A 21011-nucleotide genomic window follows, 5' to 3' on the forward strand; every position below is an offset into this window, starting at 1 on the left:
GTGTCCTTGAGCAGCAGGATCTCGCCGCGGACGTCCACCGTGATCTTCTTCGAAATGCAGAATCAGCGAAGCGATGACCGCGCGTCGAGCGGATCATTGAACGTGCTCGGATCGGTATAAAAGAGATTGATCATATCCAATGTGCGATTGTCGAACGCGCGGAATTTGAACAGCCGCCTCGGAATGCCTTGCTTCTTGGCCATTGCTCCCCTTTTCAGCGGCGATTCGGGTCCGAAATTCTGAACAGTCGGGAGATCGGTTTTCACGTTGCCATTCGTCAGCACCACACTCTCGGCCCAGTCGACATTGGCGAAAGGGCTTGCCTGTTTCCGGACGAATGGAGTCGCGATCGCAATCATCCTCGAACAGATCGCGGCGAAGTATGTAAAGCTTTCGCGCATCTTCGCTGTTATGCTTCGGGCAGGTCACCAGAAGCCTCAATTCCTCCGGGCCGACTCTGTGGATGACAATGGATGCAGTCTGGGCAACGACTCGATCGCTATCGTTTGGTTTCTTTCTTACCTACGATCGTCATGAGAAACCGACGGGCAACTGCTCGGAAACAGCGTGGCCGGCCGCTACTCGATTTCTACCGGTTGTCGGCCGGGTCGCTTCCGCTTCCGATATTGGCGGCCCCCCAACTGCAATCCATCGCTGCACCCGCTCCTCGACCTGCTTCGCGAGCGTATCCGGACCTCCGAGTAGCTGCATTTCGCTGGCCTTTGAGGCCAAGTACGCACCTCGCTTTGCGAGGCTATCCACCGTGGCCTCCAGTGCCTTCCATCTAGCGGCGATGACCCTCCGTCCAGTCCAACTGCAATTTAGCCCGTGAGAGCGGGAGCCTCTTCATACCGCACTGCGTCTTTAGCGACCTTGAGCGGTGACGCTTTAACCGATTTGCTGGCTGGCTTGGCCGCGAATTGCATCGGCTGCTTCGTGAACGGATTCACTCCGATACGGGCCTCAGTGGCGGGTTTGTTGACGACCGACATCTTTACGAAGCCCGGAATGACGAACTCCCCGGACTGGTTCAACTCTCTGTAGCCTACAGTTGCCATCTGCTCGATGACGGCCTTTATGTCACTCTTGGAAATCTGAGTTCCTTCAGCAATCGCGTCAATGAGCTGGTTCTTGGTCATCTTGGCCATAGTGGATTCCTTTGAAAGCCGCAAATCGATTCAAATGCGTGAGCTACGCCGGCTTGGTTGCTTTTGTTCGAGCACGGCAAAACTGCACGAATCGCTTTTGTTTCACGCTGAGGTCATGAGGTGACGGGCTTAAAACCTATTGGAAGGCAAAATACAAGGATCCGTTCGAGGTGTTCCCGACCCCCCGCCTACTTCTTACGTCGGCTGGGATAGATTCCCGGCCCTTGAAAAGGTCTGAAACTCAAAGGCTTGTGAGAGACCGTTTGTCGCTTCACGCTTGCGAGAACCGCGTGCAAGCATGCGCTCGTAGCTCAACTGGATTGAGCTCCGGAGGTTCATATGTTCGAATCGTTTCGGGCGCTCCCTTTGAAACTAGCTTGTTCTTTCCCAGGCGAGCTGCGGCAACCGCCATCGATTGACGCCATTCTGCCTAACCAGCGACTGAAATCCTCGATTTGTTATTCACGCTCCGGGCGTCCGCAGCATAGCGTCGCGCCTCGCGCTCGAGGATGCTGTTGGCGTCTAGCGATCTGATTGGCGTGGCGAAATCGCGCGGGATGTCGCCAGAGAGCTGCAGCATCAAATACCGGCCGCAGCAGACGCGGAGGAACGAGGAAAAATTTTCCACATTCCCCCGATCCTCCAGCAATTCTTCATGCAGCCGGTCCAGGAGCTGCGAGAGTGTCATGCCGTCGCGCTGCGCGATCTCCTCCAGAATCCGCCAGTAAAGGTTCTCCAATCGGATGCTGGTGGAGAAACCGCGCATTCGCACGGACTTCAGCCGAGTCTGCCAAAGCTCCGCATCCGCGTTGACAAAGAGCCTGCACATGGGCCACCTCCTCGGGCATCCGAACTAGCCAGGTTACAGTCTATCAGCCTGCCCTGCCTGTACCTACGCTCATTCCCCGCCGGCCAGGCGTCGTCAAACCGGACGATCATGCGGCGCGGCGCAGGCCGGAATGGCTGATCGTCGTGCCCAGAACGGCAAGAAATTGTGACAGCCACGCTGGGTGCGCCGGCCAAGCCGGCGCGCTGACCAGATTGCGATCTGTCACGGCGCCATCAATCGGGATATCGGCATAAACACCGCCGGCGAGTTCGACTTCGACGCGGCAGGCCGGATAGGCCGAACAGGTGCGCCCCTTCAACACGCCGGCGCCTGCAAGGAGCTGCGCCGCATGACAGATTGCGGCGACGGGCTTCTCGGCATCGAAGAAGTACCTCACCAGCTCGATCACCCGTTCATCGGTGCGAAGGTATTCGGGAGCCCGGCCCCCCGGGATCACGAGCGCGTCGTAAGTTGAGCAATCGATTTCGGCGAATGTTGTATTGATCGTGAAATTGTGGCCGCGCTTTTCGCTGTAGGTCTGCTGGCCCTCGAAATCATGGATCGACGTCGCGATTGTGTCACCTGCGACCTTGCCGGGGCAGACGGCATGTACCGTGTGGCCGACGGCGAGCAGGGCCTGGAACGGGACCATTGTTTCGTAGTCCTCACCAAAATCCCCGACGATCATCAGAATGCGTTTGCCGCTCATGCATTAGCCTCCCTCATTGCTTCCAGCGCTCGCTCTTTGGGCGCCCAAGGCAAGGATACAGCCGGCGGACGGGACTTGGTGTTAACCGGTTAACGCAGTCGAGCAAGCGGTTCGCGCACGCTGCCGTCGGCAGTGTGCGCGCAAAGATGAGCAAGTTGTGGGATAGAATACCGTGGACTGATCCGGACCCGAAGGGCCGCGTTGGGCTGAAAGTGTGGAGCGGTTTTCCCTCGCGACAAATGCGACGCAGGACATCATAGCGCCACAACAAGTAATAGTGCGAGCTAAGCCAACCTTGTTGATGGTCCCGAGCATTCTGACTGGCAATAACCTGACTTACGAGATTGACGGACACCTCTGAAGGGCAAACCTGCTCGCCAGCAGCAGGAAACGCAAAACGAGAAAGCCCGCGTAGACGGTCGTCCCAATTGACAATCCGATCCAGATGCCAATGGCGCCAAGCCCGATCTTCAAACCAAGCACGTAGCTAAGGGTGAAGCCGATCGCCCAATTGGCTATGCAGGCGAACAGTAGCGGGATGCGGGTGTCCTTCAGTCCGCGCAAACCGCCCGCCGCAATGTGCTGTGCGGCATCACTGATAAAGAAGCTCGCGCCGATCAAAAGGAGGTTTGCCGCCAGTTCTGTCGTCGCGCTGGTGCCGTCAGCCGTCTGGTCCAGAAAAAGACCGGTAATCTGAAAACGCATCGCGACGACCGCGGTCGTCAGCAGTGCAGCGGCCAGAATGCCGAGCAGTAGAGCGATCAGCCCTGCCCTTTTGACGCCGGGACCGTCACCGCGGCCGACTGCATGGCCAACGCGCACGGCCGCCGCCGTGCTGATGCCTAGCGGAACCACGAACAACATCAAGTCGACCTGGAATGCGATCTGATGGGCAGTGAGTGCGCTGACGCTGACCAGTCCGGCCAGCAGCGCCGCGGCGGAAAACAATCCGTATTCCAGCAAAACAATCAGTGAGATCGGAATCCCGGTCACGATCAACCGCTGCATGAAGGGCCAATCGAAACGCCAGAAATGCGCAAGGACGTGATAATCTCGGAAAGGGAGACGCATTGTGGTAAACCACAGAACGGCCAGGAACATCGCAAAGTTCACGAAGGTGCTTGCAAGACCGGCCCCGAACAGGCCAAGCGGCGGCAGGCCCAGCTTCCCATAGATCAAGAGATAAGCCATGAGGGCGTTGAAGGGGATAGCCCCAAGCGTAATCCACAACACCGGCTGCGGCCGGTGGACCGCGGCCATGAAGTTGCGGAAACCCTGAAACCACAGTGCCGGCACCACGCCAAAGGCTAGTCCGAACAGGTATTGCTGTGCGAGCTGCGCCACGTCGGGCGCCTCGCCGCAAGCGAGCAGTATTTGCTCGCCGTGAAACGCGAATGCCATGATCGGGAGCGATAGCAGCAGCGCCGCCCAGAGTCCCATGCGCAGCGTGCGTCTTACCGCGGCAAGATCCTCCGCCCCGAACGCCTGGGCTGCCAGGGGCGCGATCGGCGCCAGCAAACCTACGCCAAGAATGAAGCCAATGAGGAAGATCGTGGCCCCTAGCGCTGCTGCAGCAAGCGCCTCAGGACCGATGCGCCCGATCAAGGCAAGGTCGGTGGTCATCATCGCGACCTGCCCAAGCTGCGTCAACACCATCGGCCACGCGAGCTTCGCAACTTCGGCAAGCTCGACAGCGAAGTGATGGTATTTCCCCCATGTCGTCCGTTTGTCCTGGAAGGTCAGCTGGGGCTTTTCGACGAGTTTGTCCATAGAAATAACGCTGTCCGGTTTGTTTTGCCGGCCCCACAATTTCTGCATCAGAGAGAAGAGGATTCGCTTCCCTGCCCTATAACTCGCGATGACTACTGAGGCGAGCTCACATCAGCGATTGCGCGCGATAGATCCGCATTGAGCTCGAGGCCCGCCCGCTGCTCGCCAACTGATGAGAGCAGCTCCGTCACTTCCGCCAGCGGCACCGCCTTCGTGTGAAGGAGATGCAGCTGCTGGCCGACACACCGAAATGGTCGATCATCAACATCGCACACGGGTATCGGCGCGAATTGGATCCCGGCGCGCTCGATTTAGCCGGAAAATCTCGCAAGAGCGCGCAGCCAAAAGGGTAGCGGCGTTAAATGTCCCGAAGTCACGTTCCTCGCATACGGGCAATTGATATCGTCGGTCACTGTGAATCCTTGAACTTCCGTCCTGAACGAGTTTCTCTCTTCAAAGCTCGTGCCAACGCGAAAGCCTTGAACTAGAAGGCGATCCGCTGAAGCGGACGTGTCGCGGCTCTGACAGCACGTCAGAAATCCGACAGCCGCCATCAGGGATACGTGATCTCGATCTTGCAGTGGTTTGAGGCAAGCCGCACGCGCGGCAAAAACCGAAAGCGGGAAAGTCAGGCGCGAAAGCTAGACTTCCTCTCTGGACTTTGTCTGAGCATCATAAATTCTGACCTGAAGCCTGGGAAAGCGCTGCTTTAACTCCTTCGCTCCGGCCCAGGCCCCGTCTTTGGTCGCAAATTCAGCTTTCAATCGACCATCCACTTCGAGAGCAAAACCGGAAGCGGGAAGTTTTGGAGCGGCAGCGACCATTTCATTCCTTCAGCGCGTTGGACTGATCGATGACGGCTGCTTAACCTGAGTCGGCCGGGCCTCGCCAGCGCCGACGACCGCCATATTGCACAAGCATGATGCAGCGGGGAATTTCCGCGGGCTTCAGAGTACCGGTCGGGGCCCCCGCGGAATTTGCGCCCTCCAAACCGCAGCCGCTTGCGCCAGAGCAGCAAGACCCTTCGACCGCCAACAACAGAGGCCCAGTCGGGCCTGCATCGTCCTTTTGCCGCAAACGAATCGTCCATATAGTCGAAATATGGGAAGTTTTGCGATCAGGCCTGGCTGCCTACGAAATTGGCGAATTCGGCCGCACAGACAGTTGTGGCCGGCATCAAGGCACTTTCTTTCGATTTCTAACCGGAGATACGGCGTGACATTTAGGATCGTCCCGCGCTTGCAGCCAGAGGATGCATCATGAGTGAGCTCTCGCAAGAGATGCGGTCGCGCACACGTCCTGATGACGCCATCGTCTTGGTCGTCGACGACGACGCTTCGATGCGCGAGGCTCTCACAAATCTTTTCGAATCGGTGGGCCTCCAGGTCGAGGCTTTCGGCTCTGCAGCCGAAATTTTGCAAGCCGACCCGCCAGAGCTGCCGAGTTGCCTCGTGCTCGACATCCGTCTGCCGGGATCGAGCGGCCTCGAGCTCCAGTCCGATCTCGCTAAGGCTAACATCCACACTCCCATCATCTTCATCACAGGTCACGGCGATATTCCCATGACCGTCCAGGCCATGAAGAGCGGTGCGGTCGACTTCCTGACCAAGCCGGTACGCGAGCAGGACTTGCTCGACGCGGTCCAGGCCGCGATCGAACGAGATCGCAGGCGGCGCGACCTCGAGAAAACGGTCTCCGACCTGCGATCCCGCTTCGAAAGCCTAACGCCACGCGAGCGCGACATTCTGCCCCTGGTCACATCTGGCCTGTTGAACAAGCAAGTGGCGGGCGAGCTTGGCCTTGCGGAAATTACGGTCAAGATCTATCGCGGGCAGGTCATGCGCAAAATGCGGGCCAAGTCGCTGGCGGACCTGATAAAAATGAGTGAAGCGCTCGGAATTTCCCGTCCGAAGGGGGACGTACAAACCTAAGTATGCTTTTCAATCCTATGCCGTGCCCCCACTTTCGTGCGGCCGCAGCCGCGGCAAGTAGTTCCCCGATCATGAGCAGTCATCTTGTCAACGCCACCTGTCATTTCGGTCATCGACGATGATCCATCCGTTCGCGCCGCAACGACCAACCTTCTGACGTCGTGCGGATATAGCGTCCAGACCTTTGCCTCCGCCTTTGAATTCCTCCAATCGGCGGAATTGCACGAGGCGTCCTGCGTGATTTCAGACATCCAGATGCCGGCAATGAGCGGACTTGACCTGCTCATGCACGTGCGCGGCCTGGGCCATCACATGCCTTTCATCTTGATCACGGCCTTTCCGGACGATGCAGTGCGCGCCCGCGCGATCAAGGCCGGCGCGATCGGGTTTCTTGCCAAACCGCTTGTCACGCAAGCCTTGATCAAATGCGTAAAGATTGCTCTGGAGGGATCGGACGGTCCAAGCGGATGACGCCTCAGCCGCTGTCCACCACTTCACTGGTTTCAGCTTATCTTGAAATCAACGGCGTTGTTGATCGGCCACATTCTGCGATGACCATCCGGTCACGCAGCCATTCATGATGAGCGAGATCGGCAAAGGTGTTGAGCGCGGGGCCGACCAAGGGCCTCTTGAAACGATGATCCATGGCGCGCGCTCTCAAACCCCACCGGACCTCCACCGAAAGGCACGTAGCCTCCGGTGTCTCATGCTGAACGTTCATTAAACCTGTCCGGCAAGAACCCATCAGGGCTATCGCGGTATTCTCCATTGCGGTGCAATGAGAATTGCACAACCCATCACCGCGCTCCCCTGGGGATTGTCTATCTCGCCGAAGAGGTAATCCTTCCCTACCTGACGAATGAGCAACCGCATACGGTTGCCAAGTCTCCCGAGATGCAACGCGGAGGCGCTTCCTCGCCCTGCCGTCAAGGGGCAAGGCGAGGTCAGCGGTACCGCAGTTGCGGCCCTGCTTAGGCCGCAGTGCTGCGCCCGATTTCTTCACACACCCTGGCCGCTCCAGCCGCAACTTTCGCAACCGGCGGCAGGGTCCCAAAACCACCGCTGGTCAAAGAGCCGCGAACTTCTTTTGAAGTGGTCTGTTCTTGGCTCGGCATCGGCGCCTTCTCTCCGTAAGCCCAAGATCCTGTCGTGCTGTTCATGTTCAGCTCCGTCAAATCGGCCTCTATTGGCCTACCGCGAGAAACAGCAAGGGCCGTGCCAACGCGCCTCACGTGCATTGAGCGCGTGATTGCGCTTCGCATGAGCTCGCAAGGACAATCGCCCGGTGTTTTGGATCTTACACTTTGTGAAGCGCTGTCAGACTCAGAACGAGGATCGAGAGCTGTTAGCCGGATCCTATCGAGGATAAAGTCGGATGCACTATCGACTTTGCACAGACACGGCAGGCCGAGGTTGAGCGGGTGGGAGAAGGGGCAGGATCGATCGTGGAACGGCTGACTGATGTTCGATCCCCGGCGATCACTTTCGCTGCGTCGAACCTGCCTACCCGTTTCTCGTTATCGTCATCTTGCGCGGCTTTCATGTCTGCTCAGACAGACACATAAAAGCTCACAACGTACAACTTCACGCCGCGTGCGATTCAAGCCTCGTCGGGGCCATCCTGGCATGAGATAGCTGCAGGTGCTGCAGCGTCGGGTTGTTTGCTACGTTCAAATCCGCATCACCACCTCCCAGGTGATGCTGGGGCGGACTCGGCGCATCTCCCGATCCAGTCGTCGGTGCCGCCCCACTCTTTATTTCACCGACCGAACGGCAGGAAGGGATGCAAAACCGAGCGGCCGCAGCTGCGTCTCGTCGGCTCGCATCTGGTCCTCAGAGCGCACGCGCGCGAAACCTTTCATATATGATGATCAGCATCACCGTCCGGGGACAGAGTGACTGGTAAAGTCAGATGGAGCTTGGCCACGTGCGGCTTCCTTATCCAAACCCCTTGCGCGGGTATCTCGGCCCGAGACATAAGCCTTGGCACAGGACGTGCAGACCCATTGTTTACCGGGATTTTGCACCACCCTCCCGAGTCCTGAGTAACGCCGCCCGCCGTTATTTCAAGCGGGCGGCGTTGCCGTTTCACCGGGCGACAAACCACAGCGCGAACCCTTCACACATGCGTGTGCCGCCCATATCAACCATTCTGAGGCCCTGCGCGCAATCCATCGCGATTTTCCTTGTTCGCCTCCGCTCATGGATTTCCTCAGCAGCAATTGAGGCAATACCTACTTCTTTATGTCCATTTGCTTTGCGGCGTAAGGATCTCGAACGGAACGATTCGTTGCTCGATCGACGGCGTGTCTCGACGTTCGACCAAGCGCAGCATCACATCGATCAGCTCCTGCGGCATCTTGTCGAAGGGACGGCATATAGACGCGGTAATCAGCCCTTCGCTCAGGCCCTTGCGTGTCTCAGGTCCTAGGTCGCGGCAGACGATGCGGATTGTCCGCTGTCGTTCGGGAGACAGCTCGCGCATCGCACCTAAGACGCCGGAAATGCCGCCATCATTGACGAAGATGCCCCTGAGGTCCGGATGTTCGTCGATCAGGTTTCGGAGGATTCCATGGGCCTTCCCGGGGTCTTCATGAATCAGCAATGTGTCGCTGACGTCGAAGTCCGGGGCATGCTCGCGCATGTAGGAGCGAAAACTCGCGCCTGAAACATGCTGGCACTGATAGCGGTGGCTGCCGATCAAGGGAAATACCTTGCCTCGCTCGCGGACCATCTGCCTGATGAACCAGGCCGCTGTTCGACCGGCCTTCCAGTCGTCAGTTCCCACAAAGCCTGCGCGGCTCGCGGCGGAGAGGTCGGTGATATAGGCGCCGACTGGAACGCGTGTGGCCCGCAATTTCGTCGATCGCCTGACCGACCGGGGGATGGTCGGCCGTGATCATGGCGACGGCGTCGCTATCCTTCCCAAGGCTCAAGAGGTTGGTGGCAACGGCTTCCGCGGCCAGGTCGTCTTCGAAGAGAACATTCGCGTTGATAAGGGTATCGCTGCGCCGGGCTGCGGCAGCGACGATTTGTGCGGCCCACAACTGATAAAGCGGCCGATGCGACTGCTGCATCAGAAACCCAAGATTCCGGTGCGACTTCCTGCGCTCGCGCAGCGTCCCCAATCCGTAAAAGCCTATTTTTTCTGCTGTTTCCACGACAAGCTCGACGGTTTCGGAGCGCACCGTGGCACCACCATGCAGGAGCCGGTTTGCCGTCGACATGCTCACGCCGGCTGCCTGCGCCAAGTCGGCGATCGAGGTCGTTTCATCGCTATCTCCCGGAGGTGTCATCCGTGAATTGAGATGCCATGACGAAAACATATAGTTCTTTCTGGCATCTCAAAATTACAGATCAAGCCGCATTCAACGACGTGCACACGTCTACGCCAGCGGCATGCATAGTCCGATAAACGAGCCAAAAGGATGTGAGTTGTCACGCTGCCACTAAAGGTTGCCGCTCGCCATCAGAACGGTGCACGAGCATAGCGTGACTCGTGGCCGACGACAGTCGACGACCTGTCGGTCTGGCGGCTGAAAGATTGGCCATGCGCACTGGGTGGACAATAGCGGAGCAGCCCTTTTAACGGCTGCCGGAACGCCGACCACGCTCAGAGGCGACTTCAAACACTGCGGCTATGTAGGAACATGTTTATTGAATTCGCCATTGTGCCCGTGCTGTTGTCGGTCGCGCACAAATAGAGCGGCCGGCGTATGGACGCCTGACTTTACGCGCTTGAGCGAAACGCGCTCATCGATGAACATGAAGTCGTCGCGCTGACCTCGGAAAGGTCACCACCCCAAAGACTCGTCGACGCCTCACCAGCTCTTCTTGAATCCCGCCGTCAAGCTCATGTTGGTCGTGCCTTGCGCGGTTTCCCCGATTGAGCTCGCGATGGTGACACCCTCGAAAAGCTTCTGCTCTGCGCCAAAGGTGCGCAGCCATTTATCGTCAGTGGTCGACACGCTTTGGCCGACGACAAAGCTGGTGCCGATCCTTCCGATTGTGACTTTGGCCGACTGATGGGTCTCGTAATTGCTTACCTGTCCGCCGATGCCGAAGGGCGACATCTTCCCCTGCTGAAGCACATTGCAGTCGATCTGCAAGGACAGCGAGTGTACGTTGGGCAGCGGCACCGACCTGATGAGCGAGGCGCCGATCTTGCTGCTCTCCGCGCCCGGATCGACGCGCGCCTCCACCACTGTTTTGTCCCAGATGACGCCTGCGCCGGGCGCGGTCGCAACAGCCCAAACGTTGCCGGAGGATTGCGGCACGTTTCCGCCATTAACGGCCTTCTCCGCCAGCAAATCCAACATCGTGGCGGGCTGACGCGCCACCGTCATGTCGGCGCCGATCCAAGTGTCCCAGAACGGCAAGATCGACTGCTTGGCGGTGACGGCGGAAGCGCCGTTCGATTGGGTACTGGATGACCAACTCAGACTGTCGGTCGCGGACGCAGCCTGCATGGCGTGCGGCGCAACAGCAGTTATAGACGAGACAACGAACGCGGCCGCCCGAAGCGCGGGCTTGGCCCAGTCAAGCCCTGACGTGAATTCCGCAGTCCTGCCCGCAGTCAATCCCGCGTCAAGATGCATGACGAGAAACGGTTTTGTCATTTTGAAGGTCTCACGGCCAGCGTTGTCGCGCGCTGTTTACAACTTGACGCCACGCTCGATTCAAGCCCTTTCGCACATCGCGACGACCGAAGAACAAATTATTCGCCGGTAAGAGCGAGAGACGATAGTTCTGTGCTTCAGACGCAGCTTGCCGTGTAGATTAGACTTTCTCCGTCCAAACACGGTCCGCCGTGGCGGCGCATGGCCTTGATTTGGATTGCGCGGCACCGACGTCTACGTGGCCACCTAACCAATAAGCTCGCGAGTCGTCGCCGCATTTCTTGATTGACGACTCGTCCGAAACTCTTCCGCTCACTCTTATAAGAGCCCTCACCTGGCCTCTCGACTGTATCAGTCTTCCTCGCATTACGGTTCGTCCTTTCGAAACGCTACAGCCGAACCAGAACAGCCCGCGGAGGACGTCACAAGTCGTCACCACACTTCGGAAGCCTTACGTACGAGTTTGTGACGTTAGGTTAGCCTTCGCGACCGCTTGCGTGCGTTTGCGCCACATGTTGTTGTCCAAGCGCGACCTGTCTGATGTCTAGAATCCGCCGAGCTGCTTGCGAGAACGACATCGAGAAAGGTGATGCCTGCCCAACCCGTGATTGTTTTGAAGGAGAAGAGTATATGCAGTTCAGTGGCAGACGCCTGCCGATCCTGTTGTCCTTGTTTATGGCTGCGAGCATGAGCACGATCGCCAAGGCCGATGAGCCCTCGCCGAAATACGCCGAAGTGCTCAGTGCCCTGCAGGGCGGCAAGGATGTGAAGCTCATACTGGACCTCAGCCGCTGTACCACTGTCGATGGCGGCAAGCCCGGGCCGGCCGTGCAGGGCGGGTTGACTATCAGCGCCTTCAGGGTGAGCGACCAGCGCGGCATCAGCTTCGCCAATGCGCATCAAACCGTGGACATCTCCGGACACCCGGTTACGGAATACATTCGCCACAGCCTCAGCCGCGAAGGCAAGCTCACGGTGCGGGCCTCCAAGCTGGCGGCCGGGGCGGCCGAAGTCGTGAACCAGGGTGATTTTGTCTGCGAACTGCCGGACGGCGCGAAGTTCGTCTGGTAATCCGAAGAAATACTCGCACGATGCGTGGTGCGCTTTTGCCACCGCCGATCAACGCCGTGTGGACACCTCATCGGAGCCAACATGGTAGTTGCGAACGTGCGGCGACCAGTTGGTTTCCGGCCGTCTTCTGGTAGTGGGTCGCCACACGAAGAACTTGCGTCGGCGCGATCACCCGCCGACTGTGAGCTCAGGCCAAGTCTCGCCTCGCACTCCCGTCAAAATAGCGTTTTCGGCGCATACAGGGATCCGATAGAGGCCGGTCACACGTGGCCGGCCGCTGTGGTTGGAAGTTGAGCGACGAGCAGCGAGAAGCGCGCGATCTCATGAAACTGACAAGCGACGCGTGCACCGCACTTACGCTCGTATCTTGACCAGAAAATCGCTCACCTGTCCCTGCAACGAACCGATATTGTTGTTCAACTCTTGGACGTTGTCGACGACTTGGTCAGCCGATGAGCCGGAGGCGCGCGATGCATCACTCAGTCGGTCAATATCTCGGGATGCCTCTCGCATATCAGCACTGATGTGTGTGATGCTCTTTGAGATGTCATTCGTAACAATCGATTGCTGCTCTATCGCCGCCGATATGCTGCTCGAGATCTCGCGCATCTTGTCTATTATCTCAGCGGTGTCGGCCATCGCGGCAGCCGCCAGTCTCGCCCTTTCCTGAATGGCAAGTATCTGAACATCGACCTCGCTCGTCGCGTTTGCCGCCTGAGCAGCAAGATTCTTCACTTCGCTCGCCACCACCGCAAAGCCTCTGCCCGCTTCGCCTGCTCGCGCGGCCTCGATAGTCGCATTGAGCGCCAGCAAATTGGTTTGCGATGCAATTCCCTCGATAAGCTGGACGACGCTACTGATCTTTGTCACCGACGCAACAAGCTCACTTAGTGTTGCTTCAGCGTGCACCGTCTTAACGCGGGCAGTTTGCGAAATGTCCGCTGCGGTCGAAACTTGCCTACCGATCTCCGAGATTGAGGCCGAGAATTCTTGGGCAGCTGACGACATGGCAGTCGAGTTTTCTTCGGTCTTTTTCACTATCCCAGTCATACCTTCAGTACGAAGACAGACATCGTCTGTGGAGGCCGTAATTGCCAATGAGACTGTTTGCATGTGACGCATGGAGCCGGCCAAAACATCGACAACCCGCGACACGTCGTTTTCGAAATTCTTAGCTAGGCTCAACCGCTCCTCGCGCATACGGACCAGGTCGGTTATGTCCTGCCAACCACACACGACTATCGGGCGGCCTTCGAATTGAGACACCACAAGACTCGTCCTGACCGGAATGGAGGTCTGATCCTTACGGCGGAGCCACCACTCGATCGCGATATGGCCTGATTGCATGATGATTTTGTTGGTCTCTTCGAACATCTGCGCAACGCTCTTACCGTTCGGCTGCGGATCAACCGAAAGCTCGGCAAGTGCCAGCCCTCGCATCTCTTTCGAGTTGGAAAACCCAAGGATGTGAGCTGCAGCATCGTTGCTCAGGACGCACTTGTCGGAGTCAAAAACTGCGATACCATCCTTGATGGACTCAAAGGCGTTAATGGCCATCACATCGTCTAAGGTCGGTGCTGCGGTCTTCCTTCGCGTCGATGTCGCGAAGGAAACAGCCAACATTAATCCACCGACAAGCAGCCCGCTCCAGAAGCGAATTGACAACGCATCCGCATTGGCAGCGACGGTTGCTGCCGGGATAGACAACGCCAGCGCGAGATTTGATATTCGATTATGCCACATCGAAGCCCCCAAATGCGGATGAACCCAAGTCAAGTGGCTGTATCGAATCTCGATTAAAAGTCTCTTTCAGTGCTGGACGACCTGTCCGTGCAGATCGGCTTGTTCCATGCGAACCCTCATGACGAAATCGAAGACACGAAGGGCTTGGGAAGCGATCAAAATTGAGGCGCGGCCAAATGCCAACACCTGCACTGTCCGCAGTCGACGCGTTGATGACTCTGGACGAATTCGTCTGTTGCTCGTTCGGCGACACAGGCGGACATCAACGCCTACGCACCCTTTGCTCGTAGCGTGTATATACCAAAGTATAGCCGCCTATACCAAGGTATATCGGAGCTATTGAGCGAGCGGTTCCGACGCCGTGCAAAGCGATGCGACTTCGTGCGTACGTCTCCGAGACTCTGCGGTGATGCTCGCACAAAGAAGCAAGTGGCGCGTCGAATAACGCATAGCGTTCCGTCAAGGGTGCCCGCACGCCATCGCTCGTTCGATCTGCGAGTGAAAATCCTGCAGCTGCTCGGATACATCACCCGCGCGCGCGTGAACGAGTGCGAATCATCATCGCCGTCCATCGGCCAGTGCTGCGAACGCTGTCTTCAGCATTGCCACGTCGAGCGTCCGCCCCCCGCACCGAGGCCCGGGCGCGCCTGAAGCCGCAAATGATCGCGACTGCTTGTGAGAACATTAAGAGCGACGTCACAAAGGCGATCGCAACCTACCTAACGGAGTTAGACAGGCTCCCCGAACAGCATTGGGACGCAATGGACTGCGGCCCCAAACCGAGCGAGCGGATATAGCGCGACTGCGGCCCGTCGAACTTCAACACGGTGTCCGGCCATTTGAAATGCGTACCGACCCGCTCTATTTTTTCACCGGCGGCTTCATTGACCAAACCGGCCTAACGCTGCTGGAACACGGTCCGAATTGGGTTCAACAATTACGCACGATCGCAACCTTGCCCGCCCTGAGGTTTCGGGGAGCCGGTCGGTTCTTTCGGAAATGAAAATGTGAGCGGGAAGGTTTTGGCAAAAAGAGAATGGAGCGCGGCCTGCTCCTCTGCAAGGCGTCCTTCGATGAACTGGCGTTCTACGTCCGACAGTCTTGTTTCTAGCACTCGTCGACACCGGTGTATGTTGTTGCGATGAGCCCGAATTCGAGCCAGGTCTTCATCGAGCATCGTTGTCACTCCTGAAGACCCATGTCCTCTTTGATTTCGAAGCAGCAGCAAGAGATCTTGCAGCGAAACACTTTGGCCTGTTTAGTGCGCACGCCGCATCGGAGAAACGTCCGGCAGCCAGCATGCATTTCGCCCCATTTTCCGAACTCGTTTCTCCATTTCAAAGTCGTGCTTCGCCAAGGGCGCGGTGGGCCGGATTCCGCTCGCCGGGCTAGGCCCAATACATAGACGATGACTGGTATTGATTGTTGCGACGGCTTGTCGAATGACGCTTTAATCCTGCGCCTGAGCGCCCTTTTCGACTTATTTCATCATACCGGCATATGCTTGCGCTGGTACCAGACTGATCTCCGCACCGAATAAGCGGCCGTGAAGCCAGAGTTCGAAAGCCGAGTCGTCACGCCGACGTTCGGCGATACCCTGCTCCCGCAACCGTGAATGTTCGAAACATACGGCGAGCAGTCTGGCGTATCGTGTAAGCCGCGCTGCGGATCGACGCACATGTCGATCGGAATCACTCCAGCAAACGTCGAAGTCTTTCGACTTAGGCGGCATTGGCCAGCCTCCTGCACGAGCTGCCATTCCACCGTCCCACGGACGCCATTCCGAGCGCCTTCAAATAAAGGTCACCGTCGGTGTGTTCCACCGAAAGACTTTCGTTCAAGCTCCCGTCACTCGCTTGATCATTGTGGGAAAACGAAATGCCACGTCCGAACATCCCACCCAAGGAAATCTTACAACGCGCGAGCGCCTTCCCGTTGCCCTGGCTGAAGTTCACTGCTCAGCGGCCGCTGAATCGCACTGTCCGCGCGCTCTGGACGCCAGGGCGAAAGCCCGCTCACGTATTGCCGATCGAGCGGAAAGACTGCGCGTGACAGCCCCGCTACGCTGACTATCGCCATCGCTGCGGCGCTAACATTGCACCTCATCTTTGGCACATGACCACACACGGTCAAGGGTATTCGCAATAGCGTCATGGCAGGAGCTTTCCTTGCGTTCGCCGGCGGCAACGCTATCTTGGGGCCCGTGAATAGGCTATCTCGCTTGCATCTTTCGATTTGCCCCTTGATTCATTCGGTACCGGCCTTTGGTTCGAGCGCGCATTCATCAAACGGGCTCATTGCGAGGTGACTCGCCTGCACGGAGCGGGGAGTGGCGTGCGACATGGTACATCGTTTCGGCCTGAGCGCTCTGCTCGGCTAGTTCGATTGAGTGCAGAATGCTTAGGAACAGGTCTCGGCCATGGAGCAAAGAAGACGAAAAACGCCTTCTCGATCTCGCTTCGAACAATGAAACCCCAAAGCGGATTTCAATCCTGCTCGAGAGAAGCGAAAACGCCGTCGCTCAGCGGCTCAGGAAATTGCGACCGAGTCCGCCAAAATCCCAGCCGTCCTCCTGAGCGATTGGGGCAATGCGCGGGAGCAAAGCTCCGCGCCGGCGGCCACTGAGCAGCTCAGCAGGCGCTGGGCTTGCCCCACACTAATTTCCTCGAGCGCATCCGACCTACCGCTTCTAATAAATGTGCGGTAAGTCCTAGCATTCATGAATACCATTGCACTGAGAGTTCTGATCCAGGCTCGGACTCAGGGCTGATGCCCCAATTTCACGATCATCTTCGGGTGGCGTTCACTCAAGGCCTTCAACGCGAGCAAACTCTTCCGTTCGCTTTCCCGGTTGTCAGTGTAGGTCCCAGGCTCGACGTCATTCTCCCAACCCCACCGCGTGTGGGCAGTGTCGCCCGTCAGGAGCACCGGACCGGTTGGTGTGCGGGCGAGATAGGAGACATGGCCCGGAGTATGTCCCGGGGTCTGGATCGCAAAGAACGAACCGTCACCGAAAACATCGATCACCCCTTCGAATTTTCCATCCGGGTCTTTCGAGAACTGGAACTCCCGGAGTGCGGGCCTTCCTTCAAGGAGGCTATCTTCCGTCCCCTGAACGACCATATGCACAAGGCTCGAATACTCAGGCTCACCATGACCTGTGTAAATCGGAACGTCCTTTGGAACGTCCGGCATCCCGGAGATATGATCGAGATGGAGATGGGTCATGAACACGCCCTTGAGAGGAATGCCTTCCGATTTAATGACCGACAATGTGTCTTGCCGGACCTGCATCCTTTGGATTTTTGCAAATTTTCTCAGCACCCATCCGACCCCTAGGCCCTCAGGATCCTCCACCAGCCGCGTTGAAACCCCGGTGTCGACCAGGAAAAATCCCTGCGTCGGATGTCGCACGACATGTGTATAGATCTTGATCGGCTCCTCGTGGTCCTTGAGACCGGCCTGAACGGCTTTTGGATCGTTCAGATTGAGCAGTCCCGAAAGATCGGCGATCCAATCCGCGCCGACGACCGTCTTGAGCTCGATCGGTCCCGGCTGATCGATCAAGGCTTCCATGGACGCCGAGCTGATCGGCTTGCCCAGAGCAGCGGGTTTTGATGGATGCGACGTTTGCGTACACGCCGAAAGCGCGACGATCGTAAGGGCGCCAATGACAAGGAGACCTGATTTACGGAGCATGATTGTTTTCCTCATTTCTGGCGCCCCTTTTGCCCTGGACAGGCAGAATGGCAATCGCCTAACTTCCTATGTCGTCATACAGAAATGGATGGCCCCGCCCGCCCGGACGAGCCTGAGGAGCGAACGTGGACTTACAATGGGATGACCTCCGCATTTTTCTCGCCGTTTGCGATGCCGGGAGCCTGAGCGGTGCCGCGCGGCGCCTGAAGGTGAGCCAACCCACTCTGAGCCGGAGGATTGCGGAGATGGAGTACGGGCTCGGCGAGCCGCTTTTCGTCCGCAAGAACCAGGGCATCACCTTGACCAAAACTGCAGCGAGGCTGCTTCCTGCAGCCCAAGGCATGGCGCAATGGGCGATGGAAGCTACTCGCTCACTGGATGCGAAGAACTCACCCGTGAGCGGCCGCGTACGCATCGCGGCGATACCATCGTACGCCTTCGATTTCCTGGCTCCGATCGCGGAAAAGCTCAAGAGAAAGCATCCACACATCACTCTCGAGGTTCTGGCCAGCACACAACGCCTGAATCTCTCGCTCGGCGAGGCGGACATCGCGCTCAGGAGATACCCGTCCGATGATCCTGATCTGATCCCAGTCGATGAAGTTGTCGTTCCGATCGGCGCCTACGCGAGCAGGGACTACGCGCGGAGACTGCCCGCGAAATACGGTTTTCGCGACCTCGACTGGATCGCATGGGCAGGAGAGCGTGAGATGACGAGCCCGAATCCGGAACTCGCGGCCAGGATCCCGGACTTTCGGCCAGCTTTCACGTCTGACGATTACAGCGTGCAGGTCGCCGCCTGCCAGGCCGGCGTCGGCGCGATGGTCCTTCTGAAGACGTCCCATCGGCTCAAGCGACCGGGCGAGTTCGTGGAGCTCAACCTCGAGCTTCCAGCCTCGCTCCGCGCAGAACTCACGATCATCTGCCACAAACGTATGGCAGATCTCCCCAAGGTCAGAATCGTCGTGGATCTGCTCAAGCAGGAATTTGCCGATCTGAGGAAGGCCCAAGGCGCGAGCAAACTTTGAATAGTGACGCCAACGATCCAAGGCAGGTAAGAGATAACAAGGCGCTTAGCCAAACATCCGAGTGCGAGAGGCTCAAGAGTGTTAAAGTTCGTCCGAGAATACTGACACTTTCGCATCCTTGGTCTCACGCCATAGGGTCGGAAAGCGCCATACTGTCTTCGTTCCCCGGGAGAATCGTCGCTGGTCGCCTACCGGATAGGTTTGGTTGCGCGGCCTGAATGCTGACTATGACAGCGCCCGGTCGGATGGCCTCCAACCGGGCGACAATTCAACTAGTCAGTGAAGAAACGTGCCGTTGTCTATGCAGCAGCGCTCGTACCGGACATCTGATCGAAGCAATCCAGGGTACGAGCTGTATAGACTAGCGCCGCGCCTGCATTCATCGCAATCGCGACGCCCAGCGCCTCGGCAATCTCAGCCTTCGACACGCCATGCTTCATCGCAGCCTCAACGTGGCTGGCGATACAGCCATCACAGCGGGTGGTGACCGCAACCGCAAGTGAGATCAACTCGCGCGTCTTCGCGTCGAGATGCTGTGCTTTATCGCCGGAATTGGCCAGAACCAGATATCCTTTGACCGTTTCCGGCGCGAGCTTGGACAATTCGCCAACCCGCGATTTCACGGCAGCGCGATACTTCAGCCAGTCTAACATGCATTCTCCTCTTCTCTTCTGCTCTTCAGAACATCGTCACATCATATGAGACGAAGCTGTCAACAAACGCGTCAAAGTTCGCGCACTCGATCGGCATGCAAGTACTATCCGTGCGCTTCCCCTCCGGCTATCTCGTCGCGGCACACCGCGACACGCTTGAGAGCCATAGTCCCAGTGTAGATCTGACTGAGGAACAGTTTTGTGCGATTGTGCTTTGGGTTGCGAGAGCTGCCCAGGCCAGGCTTGCGATAAAGCCAATTGTCTTTTTAGACCGCGCGCCCGAACATCAACGCGATCCCCGCGTTGTAATGGATTGTGTGACGCACGTTGACCAGCCACAGCTGCCCATGACAACCGATCCGCGAAAGGCACGTGCATGGCTCGGGAAATATGGTCGCTGCGTATCCCAGACCGCACCTCGTTTGGTTTGGAGGGCTTGCTTTCTCCTATTTTCTGACCGCCAGCATCGCGCGAGTTTTTAAATCAAGCAAACGAGATATATTCACTGGGCCGTTCAAGTTTTTTGAAGTGAAATCCGCGGTCGTGCCCGAACACTTCGGTTTTGATGTCAGTGCTCGAGAGCAGTTCGTGGGGAGATGGCTTCATCTCCGCACGTGCATCACAGTCATTGGATCGATACTCGAGTGACGTTCTCGCTCTCGAACCATCATGCGAGCTTGCCGGTGGCCTATCGGCTCTAGCTACCAAGGGAGAGGGTGACGTACCGTGTACGTCGGCGCAAAGCCGGAGTTCCCAAGGACATCACCTTGAAGACGAAGCCGGCAATTGCACTTGATCATTTGCGCTGGGCCTGTGCGGTGGGCTTGCCGCACGGCGTGGTCCTGATGGACGCCGGCTATTGGCACCGACACCGCTCTGGCGGGAATACTACCGAACTGGGCCTGATCAATGTGGTCGGCATCTTACCACAAACCTCGGTATGGGCGCCCGGAACCGGACGGCGGCCACCGAAGAAGTGGACGGGGAACGGAGGGCCTCCAAAACTGCTAAGGCGCGATAGCAAACACCGACCGATTTCGGTCAAGACGCTTGCGATCAGTCTGCCAGCACATGCCTGGCACAAGATCACGTGGCGCAAGGTACGGCAGAACAGTTGTCTACGCATTTTGCCCGTGTGCGCGCCCATCCGGCACATCCAGATTACTGGCTCGCCGAAAGCCCGCCTGAGGAATGGCTACGGGTCGAATGGCCAGAGGGCGAGACCGCACCGACCAAATATTGGTTTTCGACGCTTCCGGCCAGCATTGGATTTCGTCAGCTGGTCGATATCGCCAAACTGCGCTGGCGCGTTGAGGCGCGACTCCCACGAACTCAAACAGGAGGTCGGCCTTGGCCACTTCGAGGGGCGGGGTTGGCGCGGCTTCCACCATCACGCAACGCTGTGCATCGCCGCTTATGGATTCCTGGTCTCGGAGCGAGAAACGATTTCCTCCTCAGCAACAGCCTCCACCAAACTCTTCAAGGAAGCTACGATTCCCGAAATTTATCGGCCGAGGGAATCTGCCATTGTGGCCTGAACGGCACGTTCCAAATTCGATTGCGACCGTCCGACGAAGATTGAGCGCAGCCTCGTCGCGACAATATCTCGATGCCCTTGTTGCATCAGAGCAATCTCAAGTCAAAGTAGCCATCGAAATTTATGGCGCAGTAAGACTAAGGACTTTCCAAGTGTACCACAGCCAAGCGTGGGTTTTAGGTTCACAGCGAGGCGGCGTTATGTGAATGCCAACCATTCCTGGTAGGTGCGGCGACCGTCGGGATCTAGCATGCTCAGTCGCCATCAAGCGAAC

At 57.8% G+C, this 21011-nt stretch carries 17 protein-coding genes and 1 pseudogene; 6 read left to right on the forward strand and 12 right to left on the reverse strand.

Going from position 1 to position 21011, the window contains the following annotated elements; all coding sequences use genetic code 11:
- Positions 1-62: 62 nt before the first annotated feature.
- The 5 genes from ACV1FX_RS30690 to ACV1FX_RS30710 form a co-directional block, all read right to left on the reverse strand.
- Positions 63-401: a hypothetical protein gene (locus tag ACV1FX_RS30690; protein WP_473121289.1), complete on the reverse strand. Its 339-nt coding sequence runs from the start codon at positions 399-401 to the stop codon at positions 63-65.
- 420 nt (positions 402-821) lie between these two features.
- The gene (locus tag ACV1FX_RS30695; protein ID WP_473121290.1) at positions 822-1148 is read right to left on the reverse strand and encodes an HU family DNA-binding protein; all 327 of its coding nucleotides are present in this window, start codon (positions 1146-1148) and stop codon (positions 822-824) included.
- 430 nt (positions 1149-1578) lie between these two features.
- Complete coding sequence (locus ACV1FX_RS30700; RefSeq protein WP_473121291.1) at positions 1579-1977, reverse strand: ribbon-helix-helix domain-containing protein; 399 nt, start codon at positions 1975-1977, stop codon at positions 1579-1581.
- A gap of 106 nt (positions 1978-2083) precedes the next feature.
- Positions 2084-2686: a DJ-1/PfpI family protein gene (locus ACV1FX_RS30705; RefSeq protein ID WP_473121292.1), complete on the reverse strand. Its 603-nt coding sequence runs from the start codon at positions 2684-2686 to the stop codon at positions 2084-2086.
- A gap of 336 nt (positions 2687-3022) precedes the next feature.
- A complete protein-coding gene (locus tag ACV1FX_RS30710) occupies positions 3023-4456 on the reverse strand; it encodes an MATE family efflux transporter (protein ID WP_473121293.1) in 1434 nt (477 codons plus the stop codon).
- A 224-nt stretch (positions 4457-4680) separates the two neighbouring features.
- Between ACV1FX_RS30710 and ACV1FX_RS30715 the strand changes: the two genes are divergently transcribed.
- Positions 4681-4809 (forward strand): hypothetical protein, encoded by a 129-nt coding sequence (locus ACV1FX_RS30715; RefSeq protein ID WP_473121294.1) that lies wholly within the window; start codon positions 4681-4683, stop codon positions 4807-4809.
- Positions 4810-5097: 288 nt separating this feature from the next.
- Here ACV1FX_RS30715 and ACV1FX_RS30720 read toward each other — a convergent pair whose 3' ends face one another.
- Positions 5098-5280, reverse strand: coding sequence for a hypothetical protein (locus ACV1FX_RS30720; RefSeq protein ID WP_084801912.1), 183 nt, complete (start codon positions 5278-5280; stop codon positions 5098-5100).
- A 435-nt stretch (positions 5281-5715) separates the two neighbouring features.
- Between ACV1FX_RS30720 and ACV1FX_RS30725 the strand changes: the two genes are divergently transcribed.
- Complete coding sequence (locus ACV1FX_RS30725) at positions 5716-6387, forward strand: response regulator transcription factor (protein WP_473121295.1); 672 nt, start codon at positions 5716-5718, stop codon at positions 6385-6387.
- Positions 6388-6471: 84 nt separating this feature from the next.
- Entirely contained in the window at positions 6472-6858 is a 387-nt protein-coding gene (locus ACV1FX_RS30730; RefSeq protein WP_473121296.1) for a response regulator transcription factor, read from the forward strand.
- Between the two features lie 500 nt (positions 6859-7358).
- Here the strand turns inward: ACV1FX_RS30730 and ACV1FX_RS30735 are convergent, their stop codons facing one another.
- From ACV1FX_RS30735 to ACV1FX_RS30745, 3 genes and pseudogenes are all read right to left on the reverse strand, one after another.
- A complete protein-coding gene (locus tag ACV1FX_RS30735) occupies positions 7359-7547 on the reverse strand; it encodes a hypothetical protein (protein ID WP_473121297.1) in 189 nt (62 codons plus the stop codon).
- Between the two features lie 1082 nt (positions 7548-8629).
- Positions 8630-9683 (reverse strand): annotated as a pseudogene (locus ACV1FX_RS30740) (LacI family DNA-binding transcriptional regulator).
- Positions 9684-10208: 525 nt separating this feature from the next.
- Positions 10209-11006, reverse strand: a complete 798-nt coding sequence (locus ACV1FX_RS30745; RefSeq protein ID WP_473121298.1) for a hypothetical protein — start codon at positions 11004-11006, stop codon at positions 10209-10211.
- A 630-nt stretch (positions 11007-11636) separates the two neighbouring features.
- On the opposite strand from ACV1FX_RS30745, the gene ACV1FX_RS30750 reads away from it, so the two are divergent.
- Entirely contained in the window at positions 11637-12077 is a 441-nt protein-coding gene (locus tag ACV1FX_RS30750) for a VirK family protein (RefSeq protein WP_254103092.1), read from the forward strand.
- Between the two features lie 354 nt (positions 12078-12431).
- On the opposite strand, the gene ACV1FX_RS30755 is transcribed toward ACV1FX_RS30750, so the two are convergent.
- A complete protein-coding gene (locus ACV1FX_RS30755) occupies positions 12432-13853 on the reverse strand; it encodes a methyl-accepting chemotaxis protein (protein ID WP_473121299.1) in 1422 nt (473 codons plus the stop codon).
- 2727 nt (positions 13854-16580) lie between these two features.
- On the reverse strand, positions 16581-17519 hold the full coding sequence (locus tag ACV1FX_RS30760; protein ID WP_473121300.1) for an MBL fold metallo-hydrolase: 939 nt from the start codon (positions 17517-17519) through the stop codon (positions 16581-16583).
- Positions 17520-17644: 125 nt separating this feature from the next.
- On the opposite strand from ACV1FX_RS30760, the gene ACV1FX_RS30765 reads away from it, so the two are divergent.
- Complete coding sequence (locus tag ACV1FX_RS30765; protein ID WP_473121301.1) at positions 17645-18547, forward strand: LysR family transcriptional regulator; 903 nt, start codon at positions 17645-17647, stop codon at positions 18545-18547.
- Between the two features lie 299 nt (positions 18548-18846).
- On the opposite strand, the gene ACV1FX_RS30770 is transcribed toward ACV1FX_RS30765, so the two are convergent.
- The gene (locus ACV1FX_RS30770) at positions 18847-19200 is read right to left on the reverse strand and encodes a carboxymuconolactone decarboxylase family protein (protein WP_473121302.1); all 354 of its coding nucleotides are present in this window, start codon (positions 19198-19200) and stop codon (positions 18847-18849) included.
- Positions 19201-19916: 716 nt separating this feature from the next.
- Here ACV1FX_RS30770 and ACV1FX_RS30775 point away from each other — a divergent pair.
- Positions 19917-20738: a transposase gene (locus ACV1FX_RS30775; RefSeq protein WP_473121303.1), complete on the forward strand. Its 822-nt coding sequence runs from the start codon at positions 19917-19919 to the stop codon at positions 20736-20738.
- The last annotated feature ends 273 nt before the right edge of the window (positions 20739-21011 follow it).

The organism is Bradyrhizobium ingae (assembly GCF_055791185.1).

What these genes read in the sequence shown, in the direction of transcription:
- ACV1FX_RS30760 (WP_473121300.1), bottom strand. Translation starts at nt 17,519, where the DNA reads ATGCTCCGTAAATCAGGTCTCCTTGTCATTGGCGCCCTTACGATCGTC.
- ACV1FX_RS30715 (WP_473121294.1), top strand. Translation starts at nt 4,681, where the DNA reads ATGCAGCTGCTGGCCGACACACCGAAATGGTCGATCATCAACATCGCA.
- ACV1FX_RS30695 (WP_473121290.1), bottom strand. Translation starts at nt 1,148, where the DNA reads ATGGCCAAGATGACCAAGAACCAGCTCATTGACGCGATTGCTGAAGGA.
- ACV1FX_RS30700 (WP_473121291.1), bottom strand. Translation starts at nt 1,977, where the DNA reads ATGTGCAGGCTCTTTGTCAACGCGGATGCGGAGCTTTGGCAGACTCGG.
- ACV1FX_RS30705 (WP_473121292.1), bottom strand. Translation starts at nt 2,686, where the DNA reads ATGAGCGGCAAACGCATTCTGATGATCGTCGGGGATTTTGGTGAGGAC.
- ACV1FX_RS30735 (WP_473121297.1), bottom strand. Translation starts at nt 7,547, where the DNA reads ATGAACAGCACGACAGGATCTTGGGCTTACGGAGAGAAGGCGCCGATG.
- ACV1FX_RS30690 (WP_473121289.1), bottom strand. Translation starts at nt 401, where the DNA reads ATGCGCGAAAGCTTTACATACTTCGCCGCGATCTGTTCGAGGATGATT.
- ACV1FX_RS30710 (WP_473121293.1), bottom strand. Translation starts at nt 4,456, where the DNA reads ATGGACAAACTCGTCGAAAAGCCCCAGCTGACCTTCCAGGACAAACGG.
- ACV1FX_RS30720 (WP_084801912.1), bottom strand. Translation starts at nt 5,280, where the DNA reads ATGGTCGCTGCCGCTCCAAAACTTCCCGCTTCCGGTTTTGCTCTCGAA.
- ACV1FX_RS30750 (WP_254103092.1), top strand. Translation starts at nt 11,637, where the DNA reads ATGCAGTTCAGTGGCAGACGCCTGCCGATCCTGTTGTCCTTGTTTATG.
- ACV1FX_RS30770 (WP_473121302.1), bottom strand. Translation starts at nt 19,200, where the DNA reads ATGTTAGACTGGCTGAAGTATCGCGCTGCCGTGAAATCGCGGGTTGGC.
- ACV1FX_RS30745 (WP_473121298.1), bottom strand. Translation starts at nt 11,006, where the DNA reads ATGACAAAACCGTTTCTCGTCATGCATCTTGACGCGGGATTGACTGCG.
- ACV1FX_RS30725 (WP_473121295.1), top strand. Translation starts at nt 5,716, where the DNA reads ATGAGTGAGCTCTCGCAAGAGATGCGGTCGCGCACACGTCCTGATGAC.